Origin of the sequence: Mycolicibacterium chlorophenolicum (genome assembly GCF_001044235.1) — a bacterium.
Classification (GTDB): domain Bacteria; phylum Actinomycetota; class Actinomycetes; order Mycobacteriales; family Mycobacteriaceae; genus Mycobacterium; species Mycobacterium chlorophenolicum.
Genome location: NZ_JYNL01000069.1, coordinates 260,843 through 282,237 on the forward strand (window position 1 = coordinate 260,843; position 21,395 = coordinate 282,237).

A 21,395-nucleotide genomic window follows, 5' to 3' on the forward strand; every position below is an offset into this window, starting at 1 on the left:
CCCCATGGAGACCGTCGATCCGGCGAGCAGTCATCGCGGCAGGCTCACCCACGCGAAACCGCTCCCACCGCGCGCAGCGCGAAGTCGAGCAGCCGGCTCTGGGCCTGCTTGACCGCCTGCAGATCGTCGGAGGTCACGCTGGTCATGATCCGGCTCACCAGCGCGCTGATCGCGACCGCGTCGTGGTCGGGGTCGGCGAGCGGGAACGAGCCGTCGGCCCGCCCGCGTCGCAGGATCTCGGTCAGCGAGCGTTCCCGGCCCGCGTGCGACTGTTCGCGCAGCTCCCGGTAGCCCTGGGCGGTCCGGACCTCCTCGGAGTCGATCACCGACATCTGCATCCGTTGCCGCGGATCGACCATCAGATCGAAGACCTCGCCGATCCACGCGGCGAGCTGATCGGCCGGACTGCCGACCGCCTCGGCGGCGACCCGGTCCACCCGGGCGGCGATGTCGTCGGCCCCCTGCCGGAGCAGAGCCAGGAACAGGTCGTCCTTCGACCGGAAGTGGCGGTAGAACGCCCGGCTGGACACGCCCGCCGTCCGCAGGATCACTGACATGCGGATCGGGCCCCGGTGCGGCTCGGACAGGCACCGGTAGGCGGCCTCGATGATGCGGCGACGATCGTCGTCGTGGCCGGCATCAATTTGCACAAACGAAAATATTAGGGACATCATCGGCCATCAGGACCCGAGATCGGCGCAACTCGTGTGCTCGCCTACCCTCACATCCGGGGCCAGTGAGAGGACGCCTGTGAGCATGACCAGCAGCGATTCGACGATCGCGACGTTCCGCGGCGCCGACGGACTCAGCCTGACCGCCGACGAATGGAACCACCCGACCACGACCGACGGCTTCGATTCGTCGCAGCCCTCGGTGCTGATGCTGCACGGCGGCGGGCAGAACCGGTTCTCCTGGAAGAAGACGGGGCAGGTGCTCGCGTCCCGCGGGCTGCACGTCGTCGCCCTCGACAGCCGCGGCCACGGAGACAGCGACCGCTCCCCCGACGCCCGGTACACCGTGGAGGCGCTCTGCGCCGACACCCGGCGGGTGCTCGAGCAGATCGGCCGCCCGACCGTGCTGATCGGGGCCAGCATGGGCGGGCTGACCGGCATCCTCGCCGCTCGCGAGGCCGGCCCCGACACCGTGACCCGACTGGTCCTCGTCGACGTCGTCCCGCGGTACGAGAAGGACGGCAGCGCGCGCATCCGCGACTTCATGTTCAGCCACGTGCACGGGTTCGGCTCGCTGGACGAAGCCGCCGACGCGGTGGCGGCGTACCTGCCGCACCGTAGACGGCCGAGCAACCCCGAGGGTCTGAAGAAGAACCTCCGGCACCGCAACGGCCGGTGGTACTGGCACTGGGACCCGGCGTTCCTGACCGCGCCCGACGACGATCCGTTCGTCCGGGTCGAACTGCTCGAGCAGGCGGCCATCGAGTTGACGATCCCGATCCTGCTGATCCGGGGGAAACTGTCCGACGTGGTGAGTGAGAAGGCCGTGGCCGACTTCCTGGAAAAGGTGCCGGGCGCCGAGTTCGTCGAACTGTCCGGGGCGGGGCACACCGCTGCCGGCGACGACAACGACGCGTTCTCCGACGCCGTCGTCTCGTTCGTGCTGCGGCCGTGAGCGCGCACGACACCGCGGGCTTCAATTTCCTGCAGCAGCAGGAACTTCCCGCTCCCCAGGTCACCGAAGCCCAGGCCGAGGAACTCGTGGCCACCCGATACGGCCTCGTCGCACGGGCCACCTCGCTGGGCAGCCAGCAGGACAAGAACTTCGTCATCGGCACCGACGGCGAGGTGGTGGGCGTGCTCAAGATCGCCAACCCGGCGTTCACGGCGACCGAGCTGGCCGCCCAGGATGCGGCCACCGCCCACATCGCCGACGCCGAGCCGACGTTGCGGGTGTCGGTTCCGCTGCCCAACAGGTCCGGCGAATTGTGCACTCCCGTCGAAGGATTGGTCGAAGGGACCGCCTACGTGCGGCTGCTGCGCTACCTGCCCGGCGGTACGCTCGTCGACGCCGGGCATCTGACGCCCTCGGTGGTCGCGGGACTGGGCGACGTGTCGGGCCGGGTGAGCCGGGCATTGACAGACTTCAGCCATCCGGGGCTGGACCGAATCCTGCAGTGGGACCTGCGGTTCGCCAAGGAGGTGGTCGACAGGCTCGCCCGCTACGTCGACGACGCCGGCCTGCGCGCACGGCTGGAATCCGCGGCGGATGCGGCCTGGTCGCGCATCGCACCGCTCGATCCCGCGCTGCCGCGCCAGGCGGCGCACATCGATCTGACCGATGCCAACATCGTGGTGTCGTGGGTCGACGGTGTTCCCCGCCCGGACGGCATCATCGATTTCGGCGACCTTTCGTACACCTGGGCGGTGTCCGAACTCGCGATCACCGCGTCGTCGGTGCTCGGCCACGTCGGCGGCTCGGTGGCATCGATCCTGCCCGCGGTGCGCGCCTTCCACGCGGTGCGGCCGCTGTCGGAGGCCGAGTGCGGCGCGCTGTGGCCGATGATCGTGCTGCGCGCCGCGGTGCTGATCGTCAGCGGCGCGCAACAGGTGGTGCTCGACCCCGGCAACGACTACCTGACCGAGCAGTCTGACGCCGAGTCCCGGATCTTCGAGGTCGCGACGTCGGTGCCGATGGACGTGATGAGCGCGACGATCAAGGCCGACCTGGGCTTTTCGCGGACGACGACGCAGCTGCCGGTGGCGGTTCCGATGATCGCCGCGCCGCCCGAGCAGGTCGTCACCCTGGATCTGTCGACGACCTCAGACGTCTACGACGATGCGTTCGACACCGCAGGGGTCCTCAGGTCCGATGTCGAGGACACCGCGGCCCGCGCCGCGCTGCACGGCGGTGCGGCACTGGCCGTCACCCGCTTCGGGGAGGCGCGACTGAGCCGCGCACCGCGGCTGAGCCAGGACAGCCCCGACGTCGTCGCCACCGGGATCAGCGTGTGGATCGCCCCCGATGCCGGGGCCACCACCCTCGTCGCGCCGTGGGACGGCGAGGTCGAGACGTCGGCTGATCGGATCACGCTGCGCGGCAACGGGTTCGAACTGCACCTGGCTGGAGCGCAGCCCGCGGCGTCGGGCAGCGTGCGCGCCGGGGACCCCCTCGCGTCCGCCGAGGGCCGGATCGAGATGAGCGTGCGGCCGCTCGGATCACCCGATGCGCCGCCGTTCGTGAGCACGGATCTGGCGCCGGGATGGCTCGCCCAGCTCTGCGACCCGAGGCCGCTGCTCGGCCTCGCGCCGCTGCAGGCCGGCGCCGACACCGGTGATCTGCTCGCCCGGCGGGACGCGAGTTTCGCTCCGGTGCAGGAGTTCTACTACCGCCAACCCCCGCAGATCGAACGCGGCCGCCGCCACTTCCTGATGTCCACCGCGGGGCGCAGCTACCTCGACATGGTCAACAACGTCACCGTGCTCGGCCACGCGCATCCCCGGATCGCCGAGGCCGCGGCCCGTCAGTTGCGCAAGCTGAACACCAACTCGCGGTTCAACTACGAGGCGGTCGTCGAGTTCAGCGAGCGGCTGGCCGGCCTGCTCCCCGACCCGTTGGACACGGTGTTCCTGGTCAACTCGGGTTCGGAGGCCAGCGATCTGGCGATCCGGTTGGCCACCGCGGCGACGGGGCGCCGCGACGTCGTCGCGGTCCGAGAGGCCTACCACGGGTGGACCTACGGTACCGACGCCGTGTCGACATCGACCGCCGACAATCCGAATGCCCTTGCCACCCGGCCGGATTGGGTGCACACCGTGGAGTCGCCCAACAGCTTCCGCGGCAAGTACCGCGGCGCCGAGGCGACCCGCTACGCCGGCGAGGCGGTCGCCCAGATCGAGGCGCTGATCGCCGAGGGCCGGCCACCGGCGGGGTTCATCTGCGAGAGCGTGTACGGCAACGCCGGCGGGATGGCGCTGCCCGACGGCTACCTGCAGCAGGTGTACGCCGCGGTGCGCGCCGGCGGCGGTCTGGCGATCTCCGACGAGGTCCAGGTGGGTTACGGCCGCCTCGGCGAATGGTTCTGGGGCTTCCAGCAGCAGGACGCCGTGCCCGACATCGTGTCGGTGGCCAAATCGGTCGGCAACGGCTATCCGCTGGGAGCGGTGATCACCAGCCGCGCGGTGGCCGAGGGCTTCGCCAGCCAGGGTTACTTCTTCTCCTCCACCGGCGGCAGCCCGCTCTCGTGCGCGATCGGCATGACGGTGCTGGACGTGCTCGCCGAAGAGGGACTGCAGGACAACGCCCGTCGCGTGGGTGCGCATCTGAAGGCGCGCCTGGAGGGGCTGCGCGACCGGCATCCGCTGATCGGCACCGTGCACGGTGTGGGGCTCTACCTGGGTGTCGAGATGATCCGCGACGCCGCGACCTTGGAGCCCGCGACGGCCGAGACGGCGGCGATCTGCGAGCGCATGCTCGACCTCGGCGTGATCATCCAACCGACCGGAGATCACCAGAACATCCTCAAGACCAAACCACCGCTGTGCATCGACGTCGAGGGGGCCGACTTCTACGTCGACGCCCTCGACCGCGTGCTCACCGAGGGCTGGTGACCCCGGCCAGTTCCGATCCCAGGTAGGTGCGCGCGATCTGCTTGGCCTCGGCGGCGGGCACCGAGCGGACGACCTTCTGCGAACCCAGCCCGTCGATGAGTGTCAGCAGGCGGCGCGCGACCGCGTCGACGGGGCCGGCGACGGTGAACTCACCGGCGGCGACGCCGGCGCCGACAATGTCGGCGAGGAGCGTCACCCACCGGCCGGTGAGCTCGTCGGCTTCGCCGGCGAGCACGGGATTGCGCCGGGTCAGGGTCCACGTCTCCAGCCACAGGGCGCTGCCCTCGTCACCGTCGTCGTCCAGCACGTAGTCGATCAGCGCCTGCATCTTCGCCGTCGCCGTGGTCTGCGCGGCGACACGCGCGCCCGCCGCGTCGAGGTCATGCTGCGCGGCGGCGCGGAACGCGGCTGCCGTCAGATGCTCGGCCGCGGAGAAGTAGTGACTGACCAACCCCGGCGTGACACCCAGGTCGGCGGCGACGCGGCGCAGGGTGACCGCCGAGAGGCCCTCGGCGCGCGCGATTTCGACGGCCCTGCCCAGCAGTTCACTCCGCCGCTCGGCGGGGAGTTTTCGTTTCGCGTCGCGGGGGGTCACCGGACTTCCTCCTCTTGACGAACGGCGGGGCTTGTTGAACACTACATCAATACTATTGATGTACCCCTCAACAAAGCGAGCCGCCATGACCGCCGTCCAGCCCGTCCCCGCCGTCGTCGCCGACACAGAAGACCGCGTCGGGGCCGTCGAGGCGGCCGGCGTCGAATACCTGCCCGAGGAGGCGCGCGACTCGCGGCCCCGCAACGTGGGCGCGGTGTTCCTCGGCGCCAACCTCACGTGGACCAACGTGGTGTTCGGCGCGTTCGCCATCGTGTTCGGTCTGTCGTTCTGGCAGACGGTCGCCTCGATGGTGGTGGGCACCGCGCTCGGCACGCTCGCCGTCGTCCCGACGGCCGTCATCAGCCCGCGCACCGGCACCAACATGACGGTGTCCTCCGGCGCGTTCTTCGGCATCCGCGGGCGGTTCATCGGGTCGGCCATCGCGCTGTTGATCGCGTTGGCGTTCGCCGCGGTCACGGTGTGGACGAGTGGCGACGCGATCGTCGCCGCCGCGCACCGGATCCTCGGCACCCCGGAGACCGCGCCCGCCCGGGGGCTGTCCTACGCGGTCCTCGCGGTGCTCATGGCGACGGTCGCGCTGTACGGGCACGCCACGATCGTCGCGATGCAGAAGATCGTGGTGCCCGTCGTCGGCGTCCTGATGATCCTCGGGGTGGCGGCCTTCGCGGGGCGGTTCGACGCCTCGGCAGTCGGCGGCGACTACGCGCTTGGCGGCTTCTGGCCCACCTGGACACTGTCGGCGGTGCTGTTCGCGGCGGCGCCCATCTCCTACGGGCCGACGATCGGGGACTACACCCGCCGGATCTCCGCGCGGCGCTACGGCAACGGACGGATCTGCGCGGCGCTGGGCGTCGGCATGTTCGTCGGCGTCGTGGCGCCCAGCCTGTTCGGCGCGTTCACCGCCGCCTCGTTCGCCGATCCGACCGAATCGTATCTGCATGACCTGGTCACCGCGGCGCCCGCCTGGTACGTCCTGCCCATCGTGGTGATCTCCGTGCTGGGCGGACTCGGCCAGGGCGTGCTGTGTGTCTACGCCAGCGGCCTGGATCTCGAAGGGCTTGCGCCCCAACTGAAACGCACCCACACCACCGCGATCACCGCGGCGGTGGCGATCGGCCTGCTGTTCGTGGGCGTGTTCGTGTTCGACGCCGTCGAGTCGGTGACCGCGGCGACGGTGGCGCTCAACGCCGTCATCACCCCGTGGGTGGCGATCCTGGCCGTCGGCGCGCTGCGAACACCCGACTACGACCCCACCGATTTACAGGCCTTCGCCCACGGCCGGCGTGGGGGACGCTACTGGTTCACCCACGGCTGGAATCTGCCTGCGGTCGCCGCGTGGACGGCGGGGGCGGTGTTCGGAGTGCTCGCGGTCAACACCACGCTCTACGTCGGTCCGCTGGCCGACATCGCGAGCGGCGTCGACCTGAGCACGGTCGGCTCGGCGCTGCTGGCGGTCGGCATCTACCTCGTCATGCCAGCAGCGGGACGTCGGCGAGCGGATCGTCGGTGAGGATCTCGAACATCGCCTGCCTGCTGGTCAGCTCGGTTCGGGTGATCCCCCTGCCCGCCAACTGGATTCGACACCGCGCGAGCGCGGAGTTGTAGCAGTACTTGGTGCCGCCGTGGGTGTCGGTGTAGGTCAGACCGATGACGTCCGCGGGCACCGTGGTGATCTCCCCCTCGATCATCTGCTCCCCGACCCGCCCTCCGAAGGTCCACGTGAACGGGCTGTACCGGCCGTGGGTCTGCAGGCTGCCGGAGATGGTGCGCACGGCGAACTCCTCGCCCGCGTGGCGGAGCACGAACAGGGTCACCCCGGGCAGCAGCACCGGCCCGACGGCGGCCCGCGCGGTGACGATCTCCAACGTCGAGTCGGGCGCATCGTCGAAGGCGCACACCTGCCCGTACGCGTACGCCGGGGTGTGCCGCGTCCCCCAGTTGTGATTCACACTGCCCGTCCAGCCGTCGACGTCGACGTCGGCGCCGTCGAGCAGAAGGCGGCCATCGAACCGGGCCTGCGGGTGGCGCACCACGGTTTTGGCCGTCGGGATCCGCGCCCGGTATGCCCGCGCGGACAGCACCCGCACGGGCTCCTGACCGCCGGGGGTGATCGTCAACTCCCAGTACCCGTGCCCGGGCACCGTGCCGGTGGCTGACGCGTCGTCCAAACTGGTCGGCCCGATCCGAACGTCCCACGGGTCGTCGCCGAAGGTGGCGTCCGCGACCGGATAGGTCTGCTTGTGCGCGCGGTGGCCCGCCGTGTCGAACACCATCACCCAGACGTCGGCGCTGGCTTCACCGGAGGTCGGCAGCAGCAGGGTCTCCCGCAGCCAGATCGCGCGGGACCCGTCGGCGGCGTTGGCGCGCAGGAACCGGCTCTCGTAATAGGGGGCCTTCGCGTTCGTCACGCCCCCAGCATCCAATACTGGAGCCGTGACCGGGATGCAGATCGTGGCGGTGGCGCTCGCGGCGATCGCCGTGGGTGAGGCGATAGCGCTGGGTGTGATGTGGCGGCGGGTCCGGGCCGCGGAGGCCGAGGCCGACGACCTGCGCAGCCGCCTCGACACCCGGCAGATGCTGGTCTCCGGCGGAACCCGGGCGGTCAAGACGGTGTGGCAGACGGCGAACATCCTGCGCCGCGACGGCTTCGGCGCGGCGGTGCGCTCCTCGATCGAGGAGCTCGCGGACTGGGCGGAGGTGGAGCGGCCGGACCTGGCCCGGCTCTCGCCGAACGGCAGGCTGGCGATCATGTTCTCCGACATCGAGGGGTCCACCGCGCTCAACGAGCGCATCGGCGACCGGGCGTGGGTGCGGCTGATCGGCAAGCACGACAAGGCGGTCCGCCGTCACGTCGACCACCACCACGGTCATGTGGTGAAGAGCCAGGGTGACGGCTTCATGGTGGCGTTCGCCCGGCCCGAGCAGGCGGTGCGGTGCGCACTCGACATTCAGCAGTCGATGGCCAAGCAGCGCAACGACTTCCGAGTGCGCATCGGTATCCACACCGGCAAATCGGTGCTGCGCGGCGACGACGTGTTCGGCCGCAACGTCGCGATGGCCGCGCGGGTCGCCGCCCAGGCCGACGGCGGGGAGATCCTGATCAGTTCCGCCGTCCGCGACGCGGTCAACCCGTGCGACGACATCACCGTGGACCAGGGCCGCGACGCCGACCTGAAGGGCTTCTCCGGCTCGCACACCCTCTACTCCGTGGCGGCGGAACGGGACTAGTCCGGCCGGTTCTCCGCTTCGTCCAGGCGCTGGTGCAGCCGGGCGCGGATGTCGTCGGCGGTGTAGGCGTTGCGCCGCCGCTGATCGCGCGCCACCAGCACCCCGCCGGCGACGACACCGGCGACACCGGCCAGCCCCACCCACTTCCAGATTCCGCGCATGCCTGCAGTCTGCCTAAGCTGCGGGCATGAATCCAAGCACGGTGTCCCTCGAGCGCGCCCTGGAAGAGACGCGCACGGGCGACATCTGGCTGTTCCGCGGCCACTCCGGACCCGACCGAGCGATCCAGTCGATGACCAACAGCCCGGTCAACCACGTCGGGATGACGGTCGCCATCGACGATCTGCCGCCGCTGATCTGGCACGCCGAACTCGGCGACAAGCTGCTCGACCTGTGGACAGGCACCCATCACCGCGGCGTCCAGCTCAACGATCTGCGCGCGGCGGTCGAGCGCTGGGTGCACACCTACGGTCAGCATTGCTGGCTGCGTCAGCTCATCCCCCACGCCAGCCGCGAGCAGGAAGACCGCATGCTGCGCGTGATCGCCCGCATGGACGGCACCCCGTTCCCGTCCACGGCCCGCCTGACCGGCCGATGGCTGCGCGGCCGCGTTCCGACGGTCAGCGACTTCACCCGGGGAATCCCATTGCTGCACAACCGTGTTCGCCGGGCAGCCGAACGGCGCAAGGCCGAGCAGGCGAAGACCGGGCTGGAGACGGCCTACTGCGCCGAGACCGTGGCGATCACCTACGAGCAGATGGGTCTGCTGCGCACCGAGAAGCACGCGAACTGGTTCGATCCCGGCAAGTTCTGGAGCGGCGACGAGTTGCCGCTGGCGGCGGGCCACCGCCTCGGCGACGAGATCGCGGTGATTGCGTAGCCGGCTGCTGCGCGAAACGCCGATCCGGATACCGGGTTTCCCGCACCGGCAGTGCTTTGCTGGTGGCGAGCACACGTGCAACGAGGGAGCGCAGGCATGCCGACGGTCACCGCCAACGCCCCTGCACACGACCCGCCGACCGGCCCGACGCGGAAGTCGCGGCTGTCGGCATTGTCCATCGTCGTCGCGTCCCTGGGCACCCTCGTCATCGCGTTCTTCTTGTACCAGGCCCGCTCGTCGGCCCCGACGCAGATGCAGTCCGTTCCCGCGCAACCGCCCACGGTGTCGCAGTGGGTCACCACGACCCCCAAGCCCCTGCCTGCGCCCGCGCCGCCGCGGCCGCAGGCCGCCGCACCGGCCACGGACAGCCAGGGCTTCGTCGACTCCCCGGCGCGCTGTGACACCACGCAACGCGCCGTCGCCATCGCCCGCACCGAGCGCTCCGCGATCGTCGTGTGCGAGACGGCCGCAGGCGACTACAGCTACCGCGGCGTCCGACTGCAGGACGGCGCGTCGCTGCGCCTCGACGACGTGCGACCGATCCCCGCCGGGTTCGAGGCCCGCAACGACGGCACCACCTACCGGCTGTCCCCCACAGAACTCGTCGTGATCGCCGGGGAGACCCTGCAGAGCCGCGACCCGGTCGTGGAGTACCGGGCCGGCTGAGCCGGACGTCCTGGCGCTGCGCCGTGCCGTCGATCACCGCCCTCCGCGACCCCGGCCTGAACGCGCCGTCGGGCATCATCGCCGCCGACGGCGACGTCTGGTTCACCAACATCGGCGACGATCGCGTGGGCCGGATACACCACGGGACCGTGCAACTCTTCGCCGCGGCTCCGGGTGCAATCCGATTCCCCGCCAACATCTTCCCCGGGCCCGACGGCCGGGTCTGGTTCACCAGCCTCGGTTCGGACGCCCTCGGCGCGATCGACCCGGGCGCGGCGGATCCGGCGTCGACGATCAGCATGTACGCACTGCCCGACGGCAGCCGCCCCGTCGCACTGAAGGCCGGCCCCGACGGGCGAATGTGGTTCTCGCTGCGGGGCATCGACGCCATCGGCTCGCTCGATCCCCGCACGACCGATCCCGCCGGATCGCTGCGCATCGTCGCCGATCCCGACATCGCCGCTCCCGCAGCGCTGTTCGTCACACCCGAGGGGAGGGTGTGGTGGGTGAACTCGGTCGCGGGGACGCTCGGCACGCTCGACGTGGCCACGGACACGGTGACGACCCTCGGCGCACTGCCCGCGCTTCCGCGGGCGTGGGCACAGACTCCCGACGGCCTGCTCTGGCTCACCACCCGCGAGCCGGCCGGGCTGCTGTCGTTCGATGCGCGCGACCCGGCGGCCACCCTGCGGCATGCGACCGACCTCCGGCTGCGGGAGCCCGACGGTGTCTGTGCCGGGGAGGACGGTCGGGTGTGGTTCGTCGACACCGCGGCCAACAGCATCGTCGGACACCGCCCGGAGTCGGGGTCGTGGGAGTTCTTCGGTGCACCGCCGGACGTCGACGGGCCGTTCGACATCAAGCCCGGCCCTGACCCCGCTGTGATGTGGTTCACCAACAAGACCGGTAACAGCATCGGAGCGCTGAGCGCTAAACCCTAGGGAGCGTTTGGTCGCTTCAGACTGTGGCTACTCTGAGATCCGGTACGGGGGGTCGTTCCGGCCGGGGCCACGCATTCATGGCGACCGGCGCGTTGAACAGCGACTCTGAGGAGGGTTCATGACTCAGTTCAAGAGATTCGCAGCAGGTGCGGTAGCTGCCGCAGCACTGGGATCGGCCATTGTCGGCGTCGGCGCCGGTATCGCTCAGGCGAAGCCGGGGCACGGCAACGACGACATCTGGCTGCCCGGCGACCCGCCGGGACACAACCCGTTCGGCCCGCCCGGACAGGTGAAGAACGGTAACCCGCCCGTCCTGGGCCTGACCGGCGTTCCGCCGGGTCAGTGGGGCGACCCGGTCCGCTTCGGCCTGCCTCCCGTGTGGCGGCCGTGGAACTGGCTCGACCTGGGCATCCGCGACCCGCAGCCACTGGTGTGGAACCCGGGCAGCAACTCGTGGGGCATCTGGTGGAACGGGTTGTTCATCGGGTACGCCGCCTGATTTGTCGTCAGCGTCGATGGCCGTCTGGAGAATCCAGGCGGCCATCGGCCGTTCAGGTGTGGCTCGTTCGTGACCTGACCGCGACCGCCGTCGTGCAGGCTCGGACCTCATGGCAGCCGTCGTGGTGATCTCACTGATGGCGATGTCCGGGTTGCTGGGCTATCTCGTGGGGCGTCGCGCCACGCGGCGCACGCCGACCTGGCAGCAGCGCATCCAGCGGCCGGCCCTGGCTCGCCAGGCGGTCACATTGATGGCGTTGGTGGCGGCCAGCCAGCTGCACCGCTCGGCGCACCGCCGGGTGGGCGCTCGCCGGCGCGGTTACCGCTGAGCGGGCTCGGGTAGCTTGCCGGTATGCCGCTTCGCTATGTCGACCCGAATCGCACACGCGGGCGCTCGTACGAGCGCGGTGTGCGCTTCGGCCGGTCACCGGTCGGGCAGTTGTTCGCACGGCACGTCGCCCGCCGCACCGACCCCTACCTTTTCCGGCTGACGGGCGGCCGGGTCAACATGGGGCCGATCATCAACGCGCCGCTGGTGTCGACCGGCGCGAAGTCGGGCCAGCGGCGCCAGACCCAGTTGACGTACTTCCACGACGGATCCGACGTGATCCTGATCGCGTCGAACTACGGCAAGCGCCGGCACCCGTCGTGGTACTTCAACCTCACCGTGCATCCGGAGTGCGAGTTCGGCGACGAGCCGTTCACGGCCACGGAGGTCACCGACCCGGAGGAGTACGCCCGCCTCTTCGCGCTGGCCGAGAAGGTGTACCCCGGGTACGACGACTACCGCGAGAAGACGTCCGAGACCGGTCGGCAGATCCCGATCATGCGGCTCACTCCGCGCTGACCTGGGCAGCGCGTCAGTGGGCCACTTTCAGCCCGACGACGCCGCCGATGATCATCACCACGAAGACCGCCTTCGAAAGAGACGTCGGTTCTTGGCCGCTGACCATGGCGTACACGACCGTGAGCACGGCGCCGATGCCGACCCAGACCGCGTACGCGGTGCCGATCGGCAGGTCCCGCATCGCGTAGGCCAACCCGGCCATGCTGCTGACCATCGCGATGGCGAACACCAGGCTGGGCCACAGCCTGCTGAATCCCTCGGATTTGCCCATCGCCGTCGCCCACACCGCTTCGAGGACGCCCGACACGACGAGCACGACCCATGACATGACGCTTCTCCCGGGCCGTCTTGTCGCGCACCGGGTACGGCACCCCTCGTCCGGAAGCCTCGTGTTAAGGCTCTGTTACGAAGTTCTCACAGGGCACGTCACCGGGGCAATGTCAGTCTCGTCACCGCTCGATGCCTCACGGTCCGGCCGGAAGCCTCCGTGGCACAGTCACAGGCCACTAACATCCCGCGGGTGACGAGGACGGCGATCCGCAGGGCTCTGGGCGCTGCCGCCATCACCGTGCTCGTCGCCGCCTCGACGGCGCCGAGCGCGACCGCGACCGGACGGTGGACAGGTCCGCCGCCGACGACGACGCCGATGTCCGCCCCGGATGCCGCCGCAATCGATGCCGCGGGCGAGCAGATCATCGCCACCCTGGGTGCGAACCTGCCCGGCGTCTGGGTCGGCGTGTGGGATGCCCGGAAGGGCTATCACCTCGGCGCCTACGGGAAGGCGGCGCTGCCCGACACGGCCGCGACCGTCGACGACCGCAGCCGCATCGGCAGCATCTCCAAGACCTTCACGACGGCGGCGGCGCTTCGCCTGGTCGACCAGGGCCGACTGTCGCTGGCCTCGACGATCGCGGACGTGCTCCCCGACCTCGCCGGGCGCCACCCTGCGCTCGCACCGATCACGGTCACCCAGTTGATCGACATGACCTCGGGCATCGCCGATTACGCCAACACGGGCGCGGTTTTCTCGGCAGTGATCGACGATCCCCGCAGAGTGTGGACGCCCGAGCAGATCGTCGAGCTTTCGCAGAAGATGCCCAATGCGCGACCGGGTACCCCCGGCTACACGTCGACGGCGACGATCATCCTCGGCGAGATGATCGCCGCTGTGTCCGGTCAGTCGGTCGAGGACGCCATCGACCAGACCGCCGCCGAGGCCGGTCTGACCCAGACCGCGCTGCCGACCCCGGCGGACGCGACGGTGCCCGCGCCGGCGACGCACGGCTACGTCTTCGACCCCGGCGCCGCGTCGCTGAACGACGTGGGCGCGACGGTCGCGCCGGGCACCGACGTCACCGATTGGTCGCCGTCGTGGGGCGGTGCCGCGGGCGGAATGTATTCCACCGTGCGCGATCTGGGGACGTGGGCCGGGACCGGCTTCGGGTCGACGCTGCTGAGCGAGCAGCTGGGCGCGGCCCGCGTCGGCGGCCCGACGACCGTCCATGACGGCGACGTCTACGGGCTGGGTCTGATCCACTGGGGCGACGATTGGGTCGGCCACACCGGCCAGATCATCGGCTGGGAGAGCTTCGCCGCCTTCAACGTGCGGACCGGCGACGTCGTCGTGATGATGGTCAACGAGACCGGGTCGCTACCGGCCGCGCTCCCGATCCTGCTCGACGCCGCGAATCCTTCACTGCGGCAGGCGTTGAGCGGAGGGTGACCCACGCGGCGTGCCGCTGTGCGCATCATGACGCAGACGCCCAGAACCGTTGCAGCCGTTCGGCGACGAGTTCCGGGGCAAGCAGAAGCGGGGCGATGTTGCCGGCTCCCGGCAGCGTCTCCGACACGGCGTTGTCCATACGGCGTGCGACGGCAGCCGACTCGCGCGGCGACCATCCCTCCTGACCGCCCTCAGCAACGAGGAGCAGCGTCGGACAGGTGACGCGCTCGACCTCATGGCGCAGCGAACGCCGGCGGACCATCAGACACCGCATTGCCCGAAGCATCGCGTGACGATTGGCGCTTCGGAACGCCGCCATCGTCGTCCGAGCCTGATCGGGTTGCGCGGCAATGGCTTCCGAACCCAGCAGTGCCATGGTGAGGAGGCGGTCGACGGCCGCGGACCCGAAGACCCGGTAGAGCTGGACGAGTGGGACGATCCGCGTCCACTTCTCGACTGCGCCGAATCCTTCGACCGGCGTCCCGATGGTCACCAGGGTCCGCACCCGATCGGGTCGCCGGGCCGCAAAGGTAATTCCGATGTGGCCGCCCAGAGCGTTGCCCACCCAGTCGACCGGTTCGGTGATCCCCAGCTGATCGAGCACCGCCGCGGCCGCGACCGCACAGTCGTCGATCGTGAAGTCTCGATCGACGGCGTCGCTGCGACCATGATTCGGCGCATCGACGAGGAGCACGCGGCGGCCCGGGCCGAGCGCGTCGATCACCAGACGCCACGAGGCCTGGTCGACGAACAAGCTGTGCCAGAACATCGCGGCAGGACCGGCTCCGACGTCGGTCACATGCAGGCGGCCGAGCGGCGTCGCCACCATCGTCGACATGGCCACCTCCATATACTTCGGAACCCGAAGCTTCGTGTTCCGAAGTATCGTCTCGTACTGTGGGGATGTCAACGGATCCGCCGGCAGACCGCCAGGCGATCGGCCAGCTGCTCGTCAGGCTGCTCCGAGAGTTCCGACGGGAGTTGGGGGTCGCGCGCGCGGATCGCGGTTACGCCGACGTGCGAGACGTCCACCTGCAGATCTTCGGCAACATCGGCACCGGGAACATCCGGCTGACGGAGCTCGCCGGCCGTGCTCAGCTCAGCCTGGCGGCCACATCGGAGTTGGTGAACGACCTCGTCGGTCTCGGCTATCTCGCCCGCAGCGCCGACACCCGCGATCGGCGGGCGAAGCTCATCATCCTCACCGAGCGCGGACAGCGCCTGATGCGCGACGCCGGGGCCCGGGTGGCCGACATCGAGGCGGCGTGGGCGGGCATCGTCGGCGCCGACCGATTCGAGGCGGCGTGCGAGGTCTTGCAGGAACTGCTCGACACCGTGGACCCCGACAACGCGCGAAGGTGAGGGTCGCCGCAACCGCTGCAGTCGAGACGGAATACCGCCGCGCCGAGCTCATACCGTTCCACGGGCGGCCCACGCGTTGGCGGTGACGGTGAACGGTCCGCCACCAAGGCGATCACGGGCCACGGCTTTGAGGGCTGCGCGACGATCGCCATCGAGTCGCTGGACGTAGTCGCCGGCGGGACCCACCCCGTACGTGTAGGGCTCCCACCACTCCTCGAATGTCGGGTGCACAAACTCGACCGCAAGGGCGACTTCGTCCACATCGCGTAGGCCAGCGGCTTCGAAAAGCTCAGTCAGGTGACCTCGGTGCGCGCCCGAAAGAAGCGCCTCATCCTCGCCGCCGGGGTCGATCCGATGAACCGCATCCCAGAACGGCGCCAGTGCGCCGGTAGGGCCGTCCCAGACGCACGCGGCAATGACGCCGCCACGCCGGGTGACGCGCGCCATCTGCCTGACGGCCACCAGCGGATCCGTCATGAAATGGACGACCAATTGCGCGAGAGCTGCATCGAAAAATGCAGTGGGAAAAGGGAGTTCCTCTGCGCTACCCAGACGGGCGTCAATGTCGGGAAAGCGCGTGCGGATCGCGTCGATGAACGGCGGTGAAGGGTCGATCGCCGAGACTTCGGCTCCGACCGACAACAGATGTGCCGTCAGGGCGCCCGGCCCGCAGCCGACGTCGAGCACCTTGTCGTGTTTGCCGAGTCGCGCGAACGCCACGAACAGCTTCGAAAGGGGCTCGGCGTATCGGCCCATGAATCGGCCATATGCCTCAGGCGAAACGGCGAAACCCACCCAGAGAGTCTAGAGCCGACAGCCGAGGCTCATCGCAGTCACACGAATCAGGATCGACCCATTTGGTCCAGCGCGACACGCAGTGACGTGCTGGGGATCTTGACCAGCCCGCCATAAGGCTGGTCCATCTCGAGCATCATGAAGATCGGGCCGGCGAGTGCGAACGCGGCGACCAGCAACGCCGCGATCACGCTCGCGTTGCGCGGTGCGAACAGCCCGAAACTGGCGAAGATCAATGCCAGCCACGACACCACGACGACGAAGAAAGCCCACGGGAACCGGCTCCCGATTTGTTCGATAGTCGTCCACCGCGACTGCGCGATCGTGTTGGTGGCCTCCAGCGCGTTGGACCGCAGCCACCGCTGTTGTTCCGTCCGCGGTGACAGGTCGAAGAGGTCTCGCTGGACCAAGTTGATGCCGGCGCCGCTGCCGAGCGCCGTCAGGGACACAGCGCCGCCCTCCTCCGGCCAGATCTGACCTATTCGTTCTGCCAACAGATCTCTGGCCAGCGCTCGGATGGGCGCGGTCTCCGGCCCGTACTCGGCCAGAGTCCGATCGAGCATGATGAATTGCACCCCGGCAGCACGTAATTCGCCCTCTTTCTCGGCGAGTGAGCTGATGGACGAGCCGGTGAGGAGCCCGAGCACCACTGCCGACAGCGTCCCGAGCGTGGCCATGATGGTCCGAATGGCATCGCGCGACTCGGCGCTCAGGTGCGGATCCGGGAGAACCTTGGCGAGGAACATCCCTACCAAAGCGCCGCCGAAAATGATGGCGAAGACGACGACGCCGATCAGAACGTCCTTCACCGCGCCCTCGCTCTCCACCGCGAGAGCGTGGAAGAACGTCTGCGGTTGGCCGCCCTCAAAGTACTGCCTGTTGTGCGACTTCAGTCGACGATCGATGAGCTTGGCCTCTGGCCTCAGGGCCGTCAGCGCATGGTTGTCGAGTTCCGTGATCGGTAGACGGCTCGGAGATTACCCAGCAGTGCGACGGTTGCCACGTCAGCCCGGCAACTCGCCTACCAGAAGATGGGCTGCGCCCTGGCCGTCGCCCACGCGCTTGTCCTCGATCCGATCAAAGCCTGCCTCGCGGATGGCCGGCACCAGTTCGTCGATGGGACGCAATCGGAATCCGTGGCGGGTGAAGGGCATCTTCGACATCTGCCCCGGGTCGCCAACACCGAGCACCAGGCGCCCACCCGGCCGCAGCACTCTCGCCAGCTCCTTCAGAGCTGCGGCGAGGTCCGGTACGAAATAGATCGTGTTGGTCGAGATGATCGCGTCCAGAGCGGAGTCGTCGAAAGGCAAATCCTCCATCCGACCGGAATGAAGACGTAATCGGCCACGAGCAATGGGCTCAGAGAACCGGCGTTTCGCCTCAGCGAGCATCGTCTCCGACATCTCGACGCCGTGAACAACCGCGACACCGCGACCGAGCAGGGTGTCGAGTCCGACCCCTCCTCCGAATCCGATGTCGGCGACGTCGGCGCCTGGTCCGCAATCCGTGGCGGCGACCGCAGCGACCACAACCGACCGGTTGCCACGGTTGAGGAGGCGTCCGACAGCCCGGCCCGCGAGCCCGGAGGGTTGACCGAGCTGGCGAGCCACCGCGGCAAGCGCACGTTCGGCAATTGACATGGCGATCATTACACCAGCTCACGCAACCCCTGTGACGCTTACTCGGGGAGTGCACCAGTTGTGGTCAGGATGGTGCGAGCCACCAGTCCCGGATCGTCCACCATGGGTACGTGTCCGACATCCGGCAGTACCTTCAGCGACGCCTGCGGGATCGGTTCGATCTTCTCGAGGACCCCGGCCGGCAGCAGAGTCTCCTTCTCACCCCAAGCGACCGTGATGGGACACGGTGCCGGATCGAGTGTTTCGATCCGCCACACCGCCGCGCACAGCTCGCCGAGGACCTCGCACCCGATGCCGTCGTCGATGAACTCCAGGGCGCGGGCCACCGGTATCCGATCCGCGTGGCAGGCTATGTCGCGCAGGATGAGCCGACGCAACGTCGGGGACCTGTAGATCAACGGTAGGAGCGGGCGCGTGAAACGCCCCAGCGCGATGCCTCGTTGCAGCCTGCCGAAGGCCAGCTGCTGGAAACCGTCGCCGGATGTCCAGAAGCCGGCCGGAGAGAAGGCGCATACGGTCGCGGCACGACCACGCCGGGCCAACTCGATAGCCACGAAGCCCCCCATCGAATTTCCAGCAAGATGGGGACGATCGAGCCCACAGTCATCCAGGTACCGCTCAGCGGCATCGATGATCTCGGTCATCGACGCGGGGCGCCGTGTCACCGAGGGGCCGCCGCGGTGTCCGGCAGCGGTAGGCACAAATGTGTCGTGATGGGCACTTACGAGCGGCACGACTTCGCGCCAAGCGTTGCCCGACATGGCAAGCCCGTGCAGGAGGACAAGGGGTGACGTGCCGCCGGAGGGCATACCGCAGTTTCCCACCCACCGGGCTCATTGCACAGGTGCGTCGCCTTGCGCGGAACTCCACGACGTTGCAACGTCAAACAACGTCATGAACGAGCCGCGAGCACCTCGGTGACAACACCCAACGCCTCGTAGGTGGACCTGGCGCGGGCGTCTCTCGTGGCCAAGACAACGCCGTGCTCGCGCGCTGCTAACGCGACCAAGGCGTCGTATGTCGCACCTCCCGCGATACCTCGCCGGGCGAACTCGCGATGTGCGGATCGCGAGGCACGCGCACCGAGCTGCAACGACACGGTGAAGTTCCCATCGATCAACGTCACCGCATCGGCAGCAGCTACGCGAGCGTCGCCGGGCAGCCGGGTGAGGACCGAGTACGTCTCCGCCAGGGCGTGCCCACAAAGACCCAGTGTTCGACTCTCGGCCCACGCAGCGACGATCGCGTGGTGTCGGTGCGACGCCATCACCAACGGCACCGCGACACTGGTGTCGACCGCCGTCACGGACACCGCTGTCAACGTCGTCCCGAGTCGATCAGCGCGAACATCATCTCGTCGCTGACTTCAGTGTCTGCGCGGGCTACCAGACGTCCGTTGGCATCTCGCTCGATCCGAGCAGTTCTGCCGCCGGGGGTGATCTGCAATCCACCGCCGTATGCCGAGACGTCCACCTTTGATCCGGGGGTCAGCCCCAGTGCGTCGCGCAGCTGCTTGGGCAAGACGATTCGGCCGCCGGAATCGATGACAGCTTCCATGGGATTAGGCTACCAGTGAGATCCCATTCGCCGCGTCGGCAAATCCGAACCTGCCCAGACGCTGGTGGAACCGGAACTCCACCACGTCACCGTCGGCGTGAGCCCGGTCCGGCCCTTCCGCCTACACGTTGAAGCGGAACTCCACCAGATCACCCTTCATCCGCAACCGCTGGCTTCAATCCAGTTCGAGAACTCGATGGCGAGGTGCCAACGGTGCCCACGGAGGATCGTGGGCAGGGTGAGAGCCGGGAACTCCACTGTCAGCAGAGCGCGGAACCCTTCCCCCTCGTCGCGGAACTGGTGGCGCACTCCGCCGATCGCCACACCGTCTCGCAGTCGTGCCACGCCCGCGAGCTGGACGGGATAGTCGCGATCCACAGGAGTCCGCAGTGACGACGTGTCGTCGTAGTCGATGAAGAACCTTGCCGCCAAGGGTGATCCCCCATTCGTCTCCCACACCTCCTGACGACCGTCAGCATCGGTGCGGAACAGGAAGTGGTCGGGATGAGCGGCAAGCATGGCCGCCTCGTCATCCGTGCTGGTGCGTCGATCGAACCATTCCGCAAAGGCGTTCGCCGATCCCTGCGAGGCGACCAACTCGATCGTGCTCAACGCTCGGCGGCCGCGTGACGCTGTCGCGGTCAATCGCGCCACTCGGGTCGACCAGCGAACGTCACGGCTGAGCGCCGCTTCGATACCGCTATGGCCCAGTTCCGCCTTGCGCTTGCGGAGGGCGTCACGGAGTTGGTCGACGTCTCCAGAGGAGACTGGCGCGCCCAGTTTCGACAGTGCGCGTCCCGCCCGTTCACGTTCTCGTTCGAGGACATCGAAGCGTGTGAAGCGGCTACCGCCAAGGATCGCGGTGATTTCGGGAGCTGTCGCCATACGCGCCTCCGGTGGTCGTCGTGGTCGGCGATACCGCGCTGAGCCTCGGCTTTCGACGTCAGACGTTGAAGCGGAACTCCACTACGTCGCCGTCCGCCATCACGTAGTCCTTACCCTCCATGCGGACCTTGCCGGCGGCCTTCGCGGCGGCCATCGAGCCGGCCTCCATGAGGTCGTCGAAGGACACGATCTCGGCCTTGATGAAGCCCTTCTCGAAATCGGAGTGGATGACCCCGGCCGCCTTCGGCGCGGTGTCGCCCTGGTGAATCGTCCACGCCCGCGCCTCTTTCGGGCCGGCCGTCAGATACGTCTGCAGCTTCAACGTGTGAAAACCGGCCCGCGCCAACGCATCCAGGCCACGTTCGGTCTGCCCGATCGACTCCAGCAGTTCGGCCGCCGACTCCTCGTCGAGCTCCTGCAACTCGGCCTCGATCTTCGCGTCGAGGAACACCGCGTCGGCGGGCGCCACCAACTCGCGCAACTCCGCGACGCGCGCCGCATCGGTGAGCACCGACTCGTCGGCGTTGAACACGTACAGGAAAGGCTTGGACGTCATCAGGTTCAGCTCGCGCAGCAGCGTCACGTCGACACCCGCCGAGAACAACGTCTTTCCGCTGTCGAGCACCTCCTGCGCCGCGACCGCCGCCTCGTGGACCGGCCTGCGGTCCTTGTGCGTGCGGGCCTCCTTCTCCAGCCGCGGCAGCGCGCGCTCGAGGGTCTGCATGTCGGCCAGGATGAGTTCGGTCTCGATGATCTCGATATCGGACTTCGGGTCGACCCGCCCGTCGACGTGCACCACGTCGTCGTCGGCGAAGACACGCACCACCTGACAGATGGCATCGCTCTCGCGGATGTTGGCCAGGAACTTGTTGCCCAGCCCGGCCCCCTCCGACGCGCCCTTGACGATGCCGGCGATGTCGACGAACGTCACCGGCGCCGGCACGGTCTTCTCCGAGCCGAACATCTCGGCCAGCTTGTCGAGGCGCGGATCCGGGAGCGCCACCACGCCCTCGTTCGGTTCGATCGTCGCGAACGGGTAGTTGGCGGCCAGCACGTCGTTGCGCGTCAGCGCGTTGAACAAGGTCGACTTGCCCACATTCGGCAGTCCGACGATTCCCAGATTCAGGCCCACGGAGTCCACAGTCTGCCAGATGCGGTCGGCACGCCCCCGTCCGCTGGCGGCGTGAGGTTGCCC

The 21,395-nt window shown here is 68.8% G+C and carries 26 protein-coding genes and 1 riboswitch; of the genes, 12 read left to right on the top strand and 14 right to left on the bottom strand.

Features of this window, described 5'->3' with window-relative positions; translation table 11 throughout:
- Positions 1–44 precede the first annotated feature (44 nt).
- Positions 45–650, bottom strand: coding sequence for a TetR/AcrR family transcriptional regulator (locus MCHLDSM_RS31025; protein ID WP_234714249.1), 606 nt, complete (start codon positions 648–650; stop codon positions 45–47).
- 106 nt (positions 651–756) lie between these two features.
- On the opposite strand from MCHLDSM_RS31025, the gene MCHLDSM_RS31030 reads away from it, so the two are divergent.
- Both MCHLDSM_RS31030 and MCHLDSM_RS31035 read left to right on the top strand, forming a co-directional pair.
- The gene (locus MCHLDSM_RS31030; protein ID WP_048416868.1) at positions 757–1,626 is read left to right on the top strand and encodes an alpha/beta fold hydrolase; all 870 of its coding nucleotides are present in this window, start codon (positions 757–759) and stop codon (positions 1,624–1,626) included.
- On the top strand, positions 1,623–4,562 hold the full coding sequence (locus MCHLDSM_RS31035) for an aminotransferase (protein ID WP_048473605.1): 2,940 nt from the start codon (positions 1,623–1,625) through the stop codon (positions 4,560–4,562). Before MCHLDSM_RS31030 ends, MCHLDSM_RS31035 begins: the two co-directional genes overlap by 4 nt.
- Here the strand turns inward: MCHLDSM_RS31035 and MCHLDSM_RS31040 are convergent.
- Positions 4,546–5,157 carry a TetR/AcrR family transcriptional regulator gene (locus MCHLDSM_RS31040; RefSeq protein ID WP_053083138.1) on the bottom strand — a complete coding sequence of 204 codons (612 nt, stop codon included), beginning with the start codon at positions 5,155–5,157 and terminating at the stop codon, positions 4,546–4,548. The genes MCHLDSM_RS31035 and MCHLDSM_RS31040 overlap by 17 nt on opposite strands.
- An 85-nt stretch (positions 5,158–5,242) precedes the next feature.
- Here MCHLDSM_RS31040 and MCHLDSM_RS31045 point away from each other — a divergent pair, with 85 nt between their 5' ends.
- Positions 5,243–6,688, top strand: a complete 1,446-nt coding sequence (locus MCHLDSM_RS31045) for a purine-cytosine permease family protein (protein ID WP_048473606.1) — start codon at positions 5,243–5,245, stop codon at positions 6,686–6,688.
- Here MCHLDSM_RS31045 and MCHLDSM_RS31050 read toward each other — a convergent pair.
- Positions 6,648–7,586: a hypothetical protein gene (locus tag MCHLDSM_RS31050; RefSeq protein WP_048473607.1), complete on the bottom strand. Its 939-nt coding sequence runs from the start codon at positions 7,584–7,586 to the stop codon at positions 6,648–6,650. The genes MCHLDSM_RS31045 and MCHLDSM_RS31050 overlap by 41 nt on opposite strands.
- A gap of 34 nt (positions 7,587–7,620) precedes the next feature.
- Here MCHLDSM_RS31050 and MCHLDSM_RS31055 point away from each other — a divergent pair, with 34 nt between their 5' ends.
- A complete protein-coding gene (locus tag MCHLDSM_RS31055; RefSeq protein ID WP_048474119.1) occupies positions 7,621–8,406 on the top strand; it encodes an adenylate/guanylate cyclase domain-containing protein in 786 nt (261 codons plus the stop codon).
- Here MCHLDSM_RS31055 and MCHLDSM_RS38665 read toward each other — a convergent pair.
- Positions 8,403–8,567: a hypothetical protein gene (locus MCHLDSM_RS38665; protein ID WP_165762011.1), complete on the bottom strand. Its 165-nt coding sequence runs from the start codon at positions 8,565–8,567 to the stop codon at positions 8,403–8,405. The two genes, MCHLDSM_RS31055 and MCHLDSM_RS38665, sit on opposite strands and share 4 nt — an antisense overlap.
- A 41-nt stretch (positions 8,568–8,608) precedes the next feature.
- Here MCHLDSM_RS38665 and MCHLDSM_RS31060 point away from each other — a divergent pair, with 41 nt between their 5' ends.
- The 6 genes from MCHLDSM_RS31060 (at position 8,609) to MCHLDSM_RS31085 (ending at position 12,238) form a co-directional block, all read left to right on the top strand.
- Complete coding sequence (locus tag MCHLDSM_RS31060; protein WP_109788988.1) at positions 8,609–9,286, top strand: guanylate cyclase; 678 nt, start codon at positions 8,609–8,611, stop codon at positions 9,284–9,286.
- A 96-nt stretch (positions 9,287–9,382) separates the two neighbouring features.
- A complete protein-coding gene (locus MCHLDSM_RS31065) occupies positions 9,383–9,952 on the top strand; it encodes a hypothetical protein (protein ID WP_048473609.1) in 570 nt (189 codons plus the stop codon).
- A 23-nt stretch (positions 9,953–9,975) separates the two neighbouring features.
- Positions 9,976–10,893 carry a Vgb family protein gene (locus tag MCHLDSM_RS31070; protein ID WP_048473610.1) on the top strand — a complete coding sequence of 306 codons (918 nt, stop codon included), beginning with the start codon at positions 9,976–9,978 and terminating at the stop codon, positions 10,891–10,893.
- A 118-nt stretch (positions 10,894–11,011) separates the two neighbouring features.
- Positions 11,012–11,392: a hypothetical protein gene (locus MCHLDSM_RS31075; RefSeq protein WP_048473611.1), complete on the top strand. Its 381-nt coding sequence runs from the start codon at positions 11,012–11,014 to the stop codon at positions 11,390–11,392.
- Between the two features lie 109 nt (positions 11,393–11,501).
- Entirely contained in the window at positions 11,502–11,720 is a 219-nt protein-coding gene (locus MCHLDSM_RS31080) for a hypothetical protein (RefSeq protein ID WP_048473612.1), read from the top strand.
- 23 nt (positions 11,721–11,743) lie between these two features.
- Positions 11,744–12,238 (top strand): nitroreductase/quinone reductase family protein, encoded by a 495-nt coding sequence (locus MCHLDSM_RS31085; RefSeq protein WP_048473613.1) that lies wholly within the window; start codon positions 11,744–11,746, stop codon positions 12,236–12,238.
- Between the two features lie 13 nt (positions 12,239–12,251).
- Here MCHLDSM_RS31085 and MCHLDSM_RS31090 read toward each other — a convergent pair whose 3' ends face one another.
- Positions 12,252–12,566 (bottom strand): DMT family transporter, encoded by a 315-nt coding sequence (locus tag MCHLDSM_RS31090; protein ID WP_048473614.1) that lies wholly within the window; start codon positions 12,564–12,566, stop codon positions 12,252–12,254.
- A 9-nt stretch (positions 12,567–12,575) separates the two neighbouring features.
- Positions 12,576–12,642: riboswitch (guanidine-III (ykkC-III) riboswitch) on the bottom strand.
- A gap of 116 nt (positions 12,643–12,758) precedes the next feature.
- On the opposite strand from MCHLDSM_RS31090, the gene MCHLDSM_RS31095 reads away from it, so the two are divergent.
- On the top strand, positions 12,759–13,961 hold the full coding sequence (locus tag MCHLDSM_RS31095) for a serine hydrolase domain-containing protein (RefSeq protein WP_060937573.1): 1,203 nt from the start codon (positions 12,759–12,761) through the stop codon (positions 13,959–13,961).
- A 25-nt stretch (positions 13,962–13,986) separates the two neighbouring features.
- Here MCHLDSM_RS31095 and MCHLDSM_RS31100 read toward each other — a convergent pair whose 3' ends face one another.
- The gene (locus MCHLDSM_RS31100; protein ID WP_053083162.1) at positions 13,987–14,799 is read right to left on the bottom strand and encodes an alpha/beta fold hydrolase; all 813 of its coding nucleotides are present in this window, start codon (positions 14,797–14,799) and stop codon (positions 13,987–13,989) included.
- A gap of 65 nt (positions 14,800–14,864) precedes the next feature.
- Between MCHLDSM_RS31100 and MCHLDSM_RS31105 the strand changes: the two genes are divergently transcribed.
- Positions 14,865–15,323, top strand: coding sequence for a MarR family winged helix-turn-helix transcriptional regulator (locus MCHLDSM_RS31105; protein ID WP_174545759.1), 459 nt, complete (start codon positions 14,865–14,867; stop codon positions 15,321–15,323).
- Positions 15,324–15,371: 48 nt separating this feature from the next.
- Here the strand turns inward: MCHLDSM_RS31105 and MCHLDSM_RS31110 are convergent, their stop codons facing one another.
- The 8 genes from MCHLDSM_RS31110 to ychF form a co-directional block, all read right to left on the bottom strand.
- Positions 15,372–16,118, bottom strand: a complete 747-nt coding sequence (locus MCHLDSM_RS31110; RefSeq protein ID WP_048473617.1) for a class I SAM-dependent methyltransferase — start codon at positions 16,116–16,118, stop codon at positions 15,372–15,374.
- Between the two features lie 47 nt (positions 16,119–16,165).
- Positions 16,166–16,945: a bestrophin-like domain gene (locus tag MCHLDSM_RS31115; protein WP_234714250.1), complete on the bottom strand. Its 780-nt coding sequence runs from the start codon at positions 16,943–16,945 to the stop codon at positions 16,166–16,168.
- A 177-nt stretch (positions 16,946–17,122) separates the two neighbouring features.
- The gene (locus tag MCHLDSM_RS31120; protein WP_082169151.1) at positions 17,123–17,767 is read right to left on the bottom strand and encodes a class I SAM-dependent methyltransferase; all 645 of its coding nucleotides are present in this window, start codon (positions 17,765–17,767) and stop codon (positions 17,123–17,125) included.
- Positions 17,768–17,796: 29 nt separating this feature from the next.
- On the bottom strand, positions 17,797–18,567 hold the full coding sequence (locus tag MCHLDSM_RS31125; RefSeq protein ID WP_082169152.1) for an alpha/beta fold hydrolase: 771 nt from the start codon (positions 18,565–18,567) through the stop codon (positions 17,797–17,799).
- 83 nt (positions 18,568–18,650) lie between these two features.
- Positions 18,651–19,079: a PIN domain-containing protein gene (locus tag MCHLDSM_RS31130; protein ID WP_082169153.1), complete on the bottom strand. Its 429-nt coding sequence runs from the start codon at positions 19,077–19,079 to the stop codon at positions 18,651–18,653.
- The gene (locus MCHLDSM_RS31135) at positions 19,076–19,315 is read right to left on the bottom strand and encodes an AbrB/MazE/SpoVT family DNA-binding domain-containing protein (RefSeq protein ID WP_048473618.1); all 240 of its coding nucleotides are present in this window, start codon (positions 19,313–19,315) and stop codon (positions 19,076–19,078) included. Before MCHLDSM_RS31135 ends, MCHLDSM_RS31130 begins: the two co-directional genes overlap by 4 nt.
- A 156-nt stretch (positions 19,316–19,471) precedes the next feature.
- Positions 19,472–20,200: a hypothetical protein gene (locus MCHLDSM_RS31140; protein ID WP_048473619.1), complete on the bottom strand. Its 729-nt coding sequence runs from the start codon at positions 20,198–20,200 to the stop codon at positions 19,472–19,474.
- Between the two features lie 58 nt (positions 20,201–20,258).
- On the bottom strand, positions 20,259–21,332 hold the full coding sequence (ychF, locus tag MCHLDSM_RS31145) for a redox-regulated ATPase YchF (protein ID WP_048474125.1): 1,074 nt from the start codon (positions 21,330–21,332) through the stop codon (positions 20,259–20,261).
- Positions 21,333–21,395 lie beyond the last annotated feature (63 nt).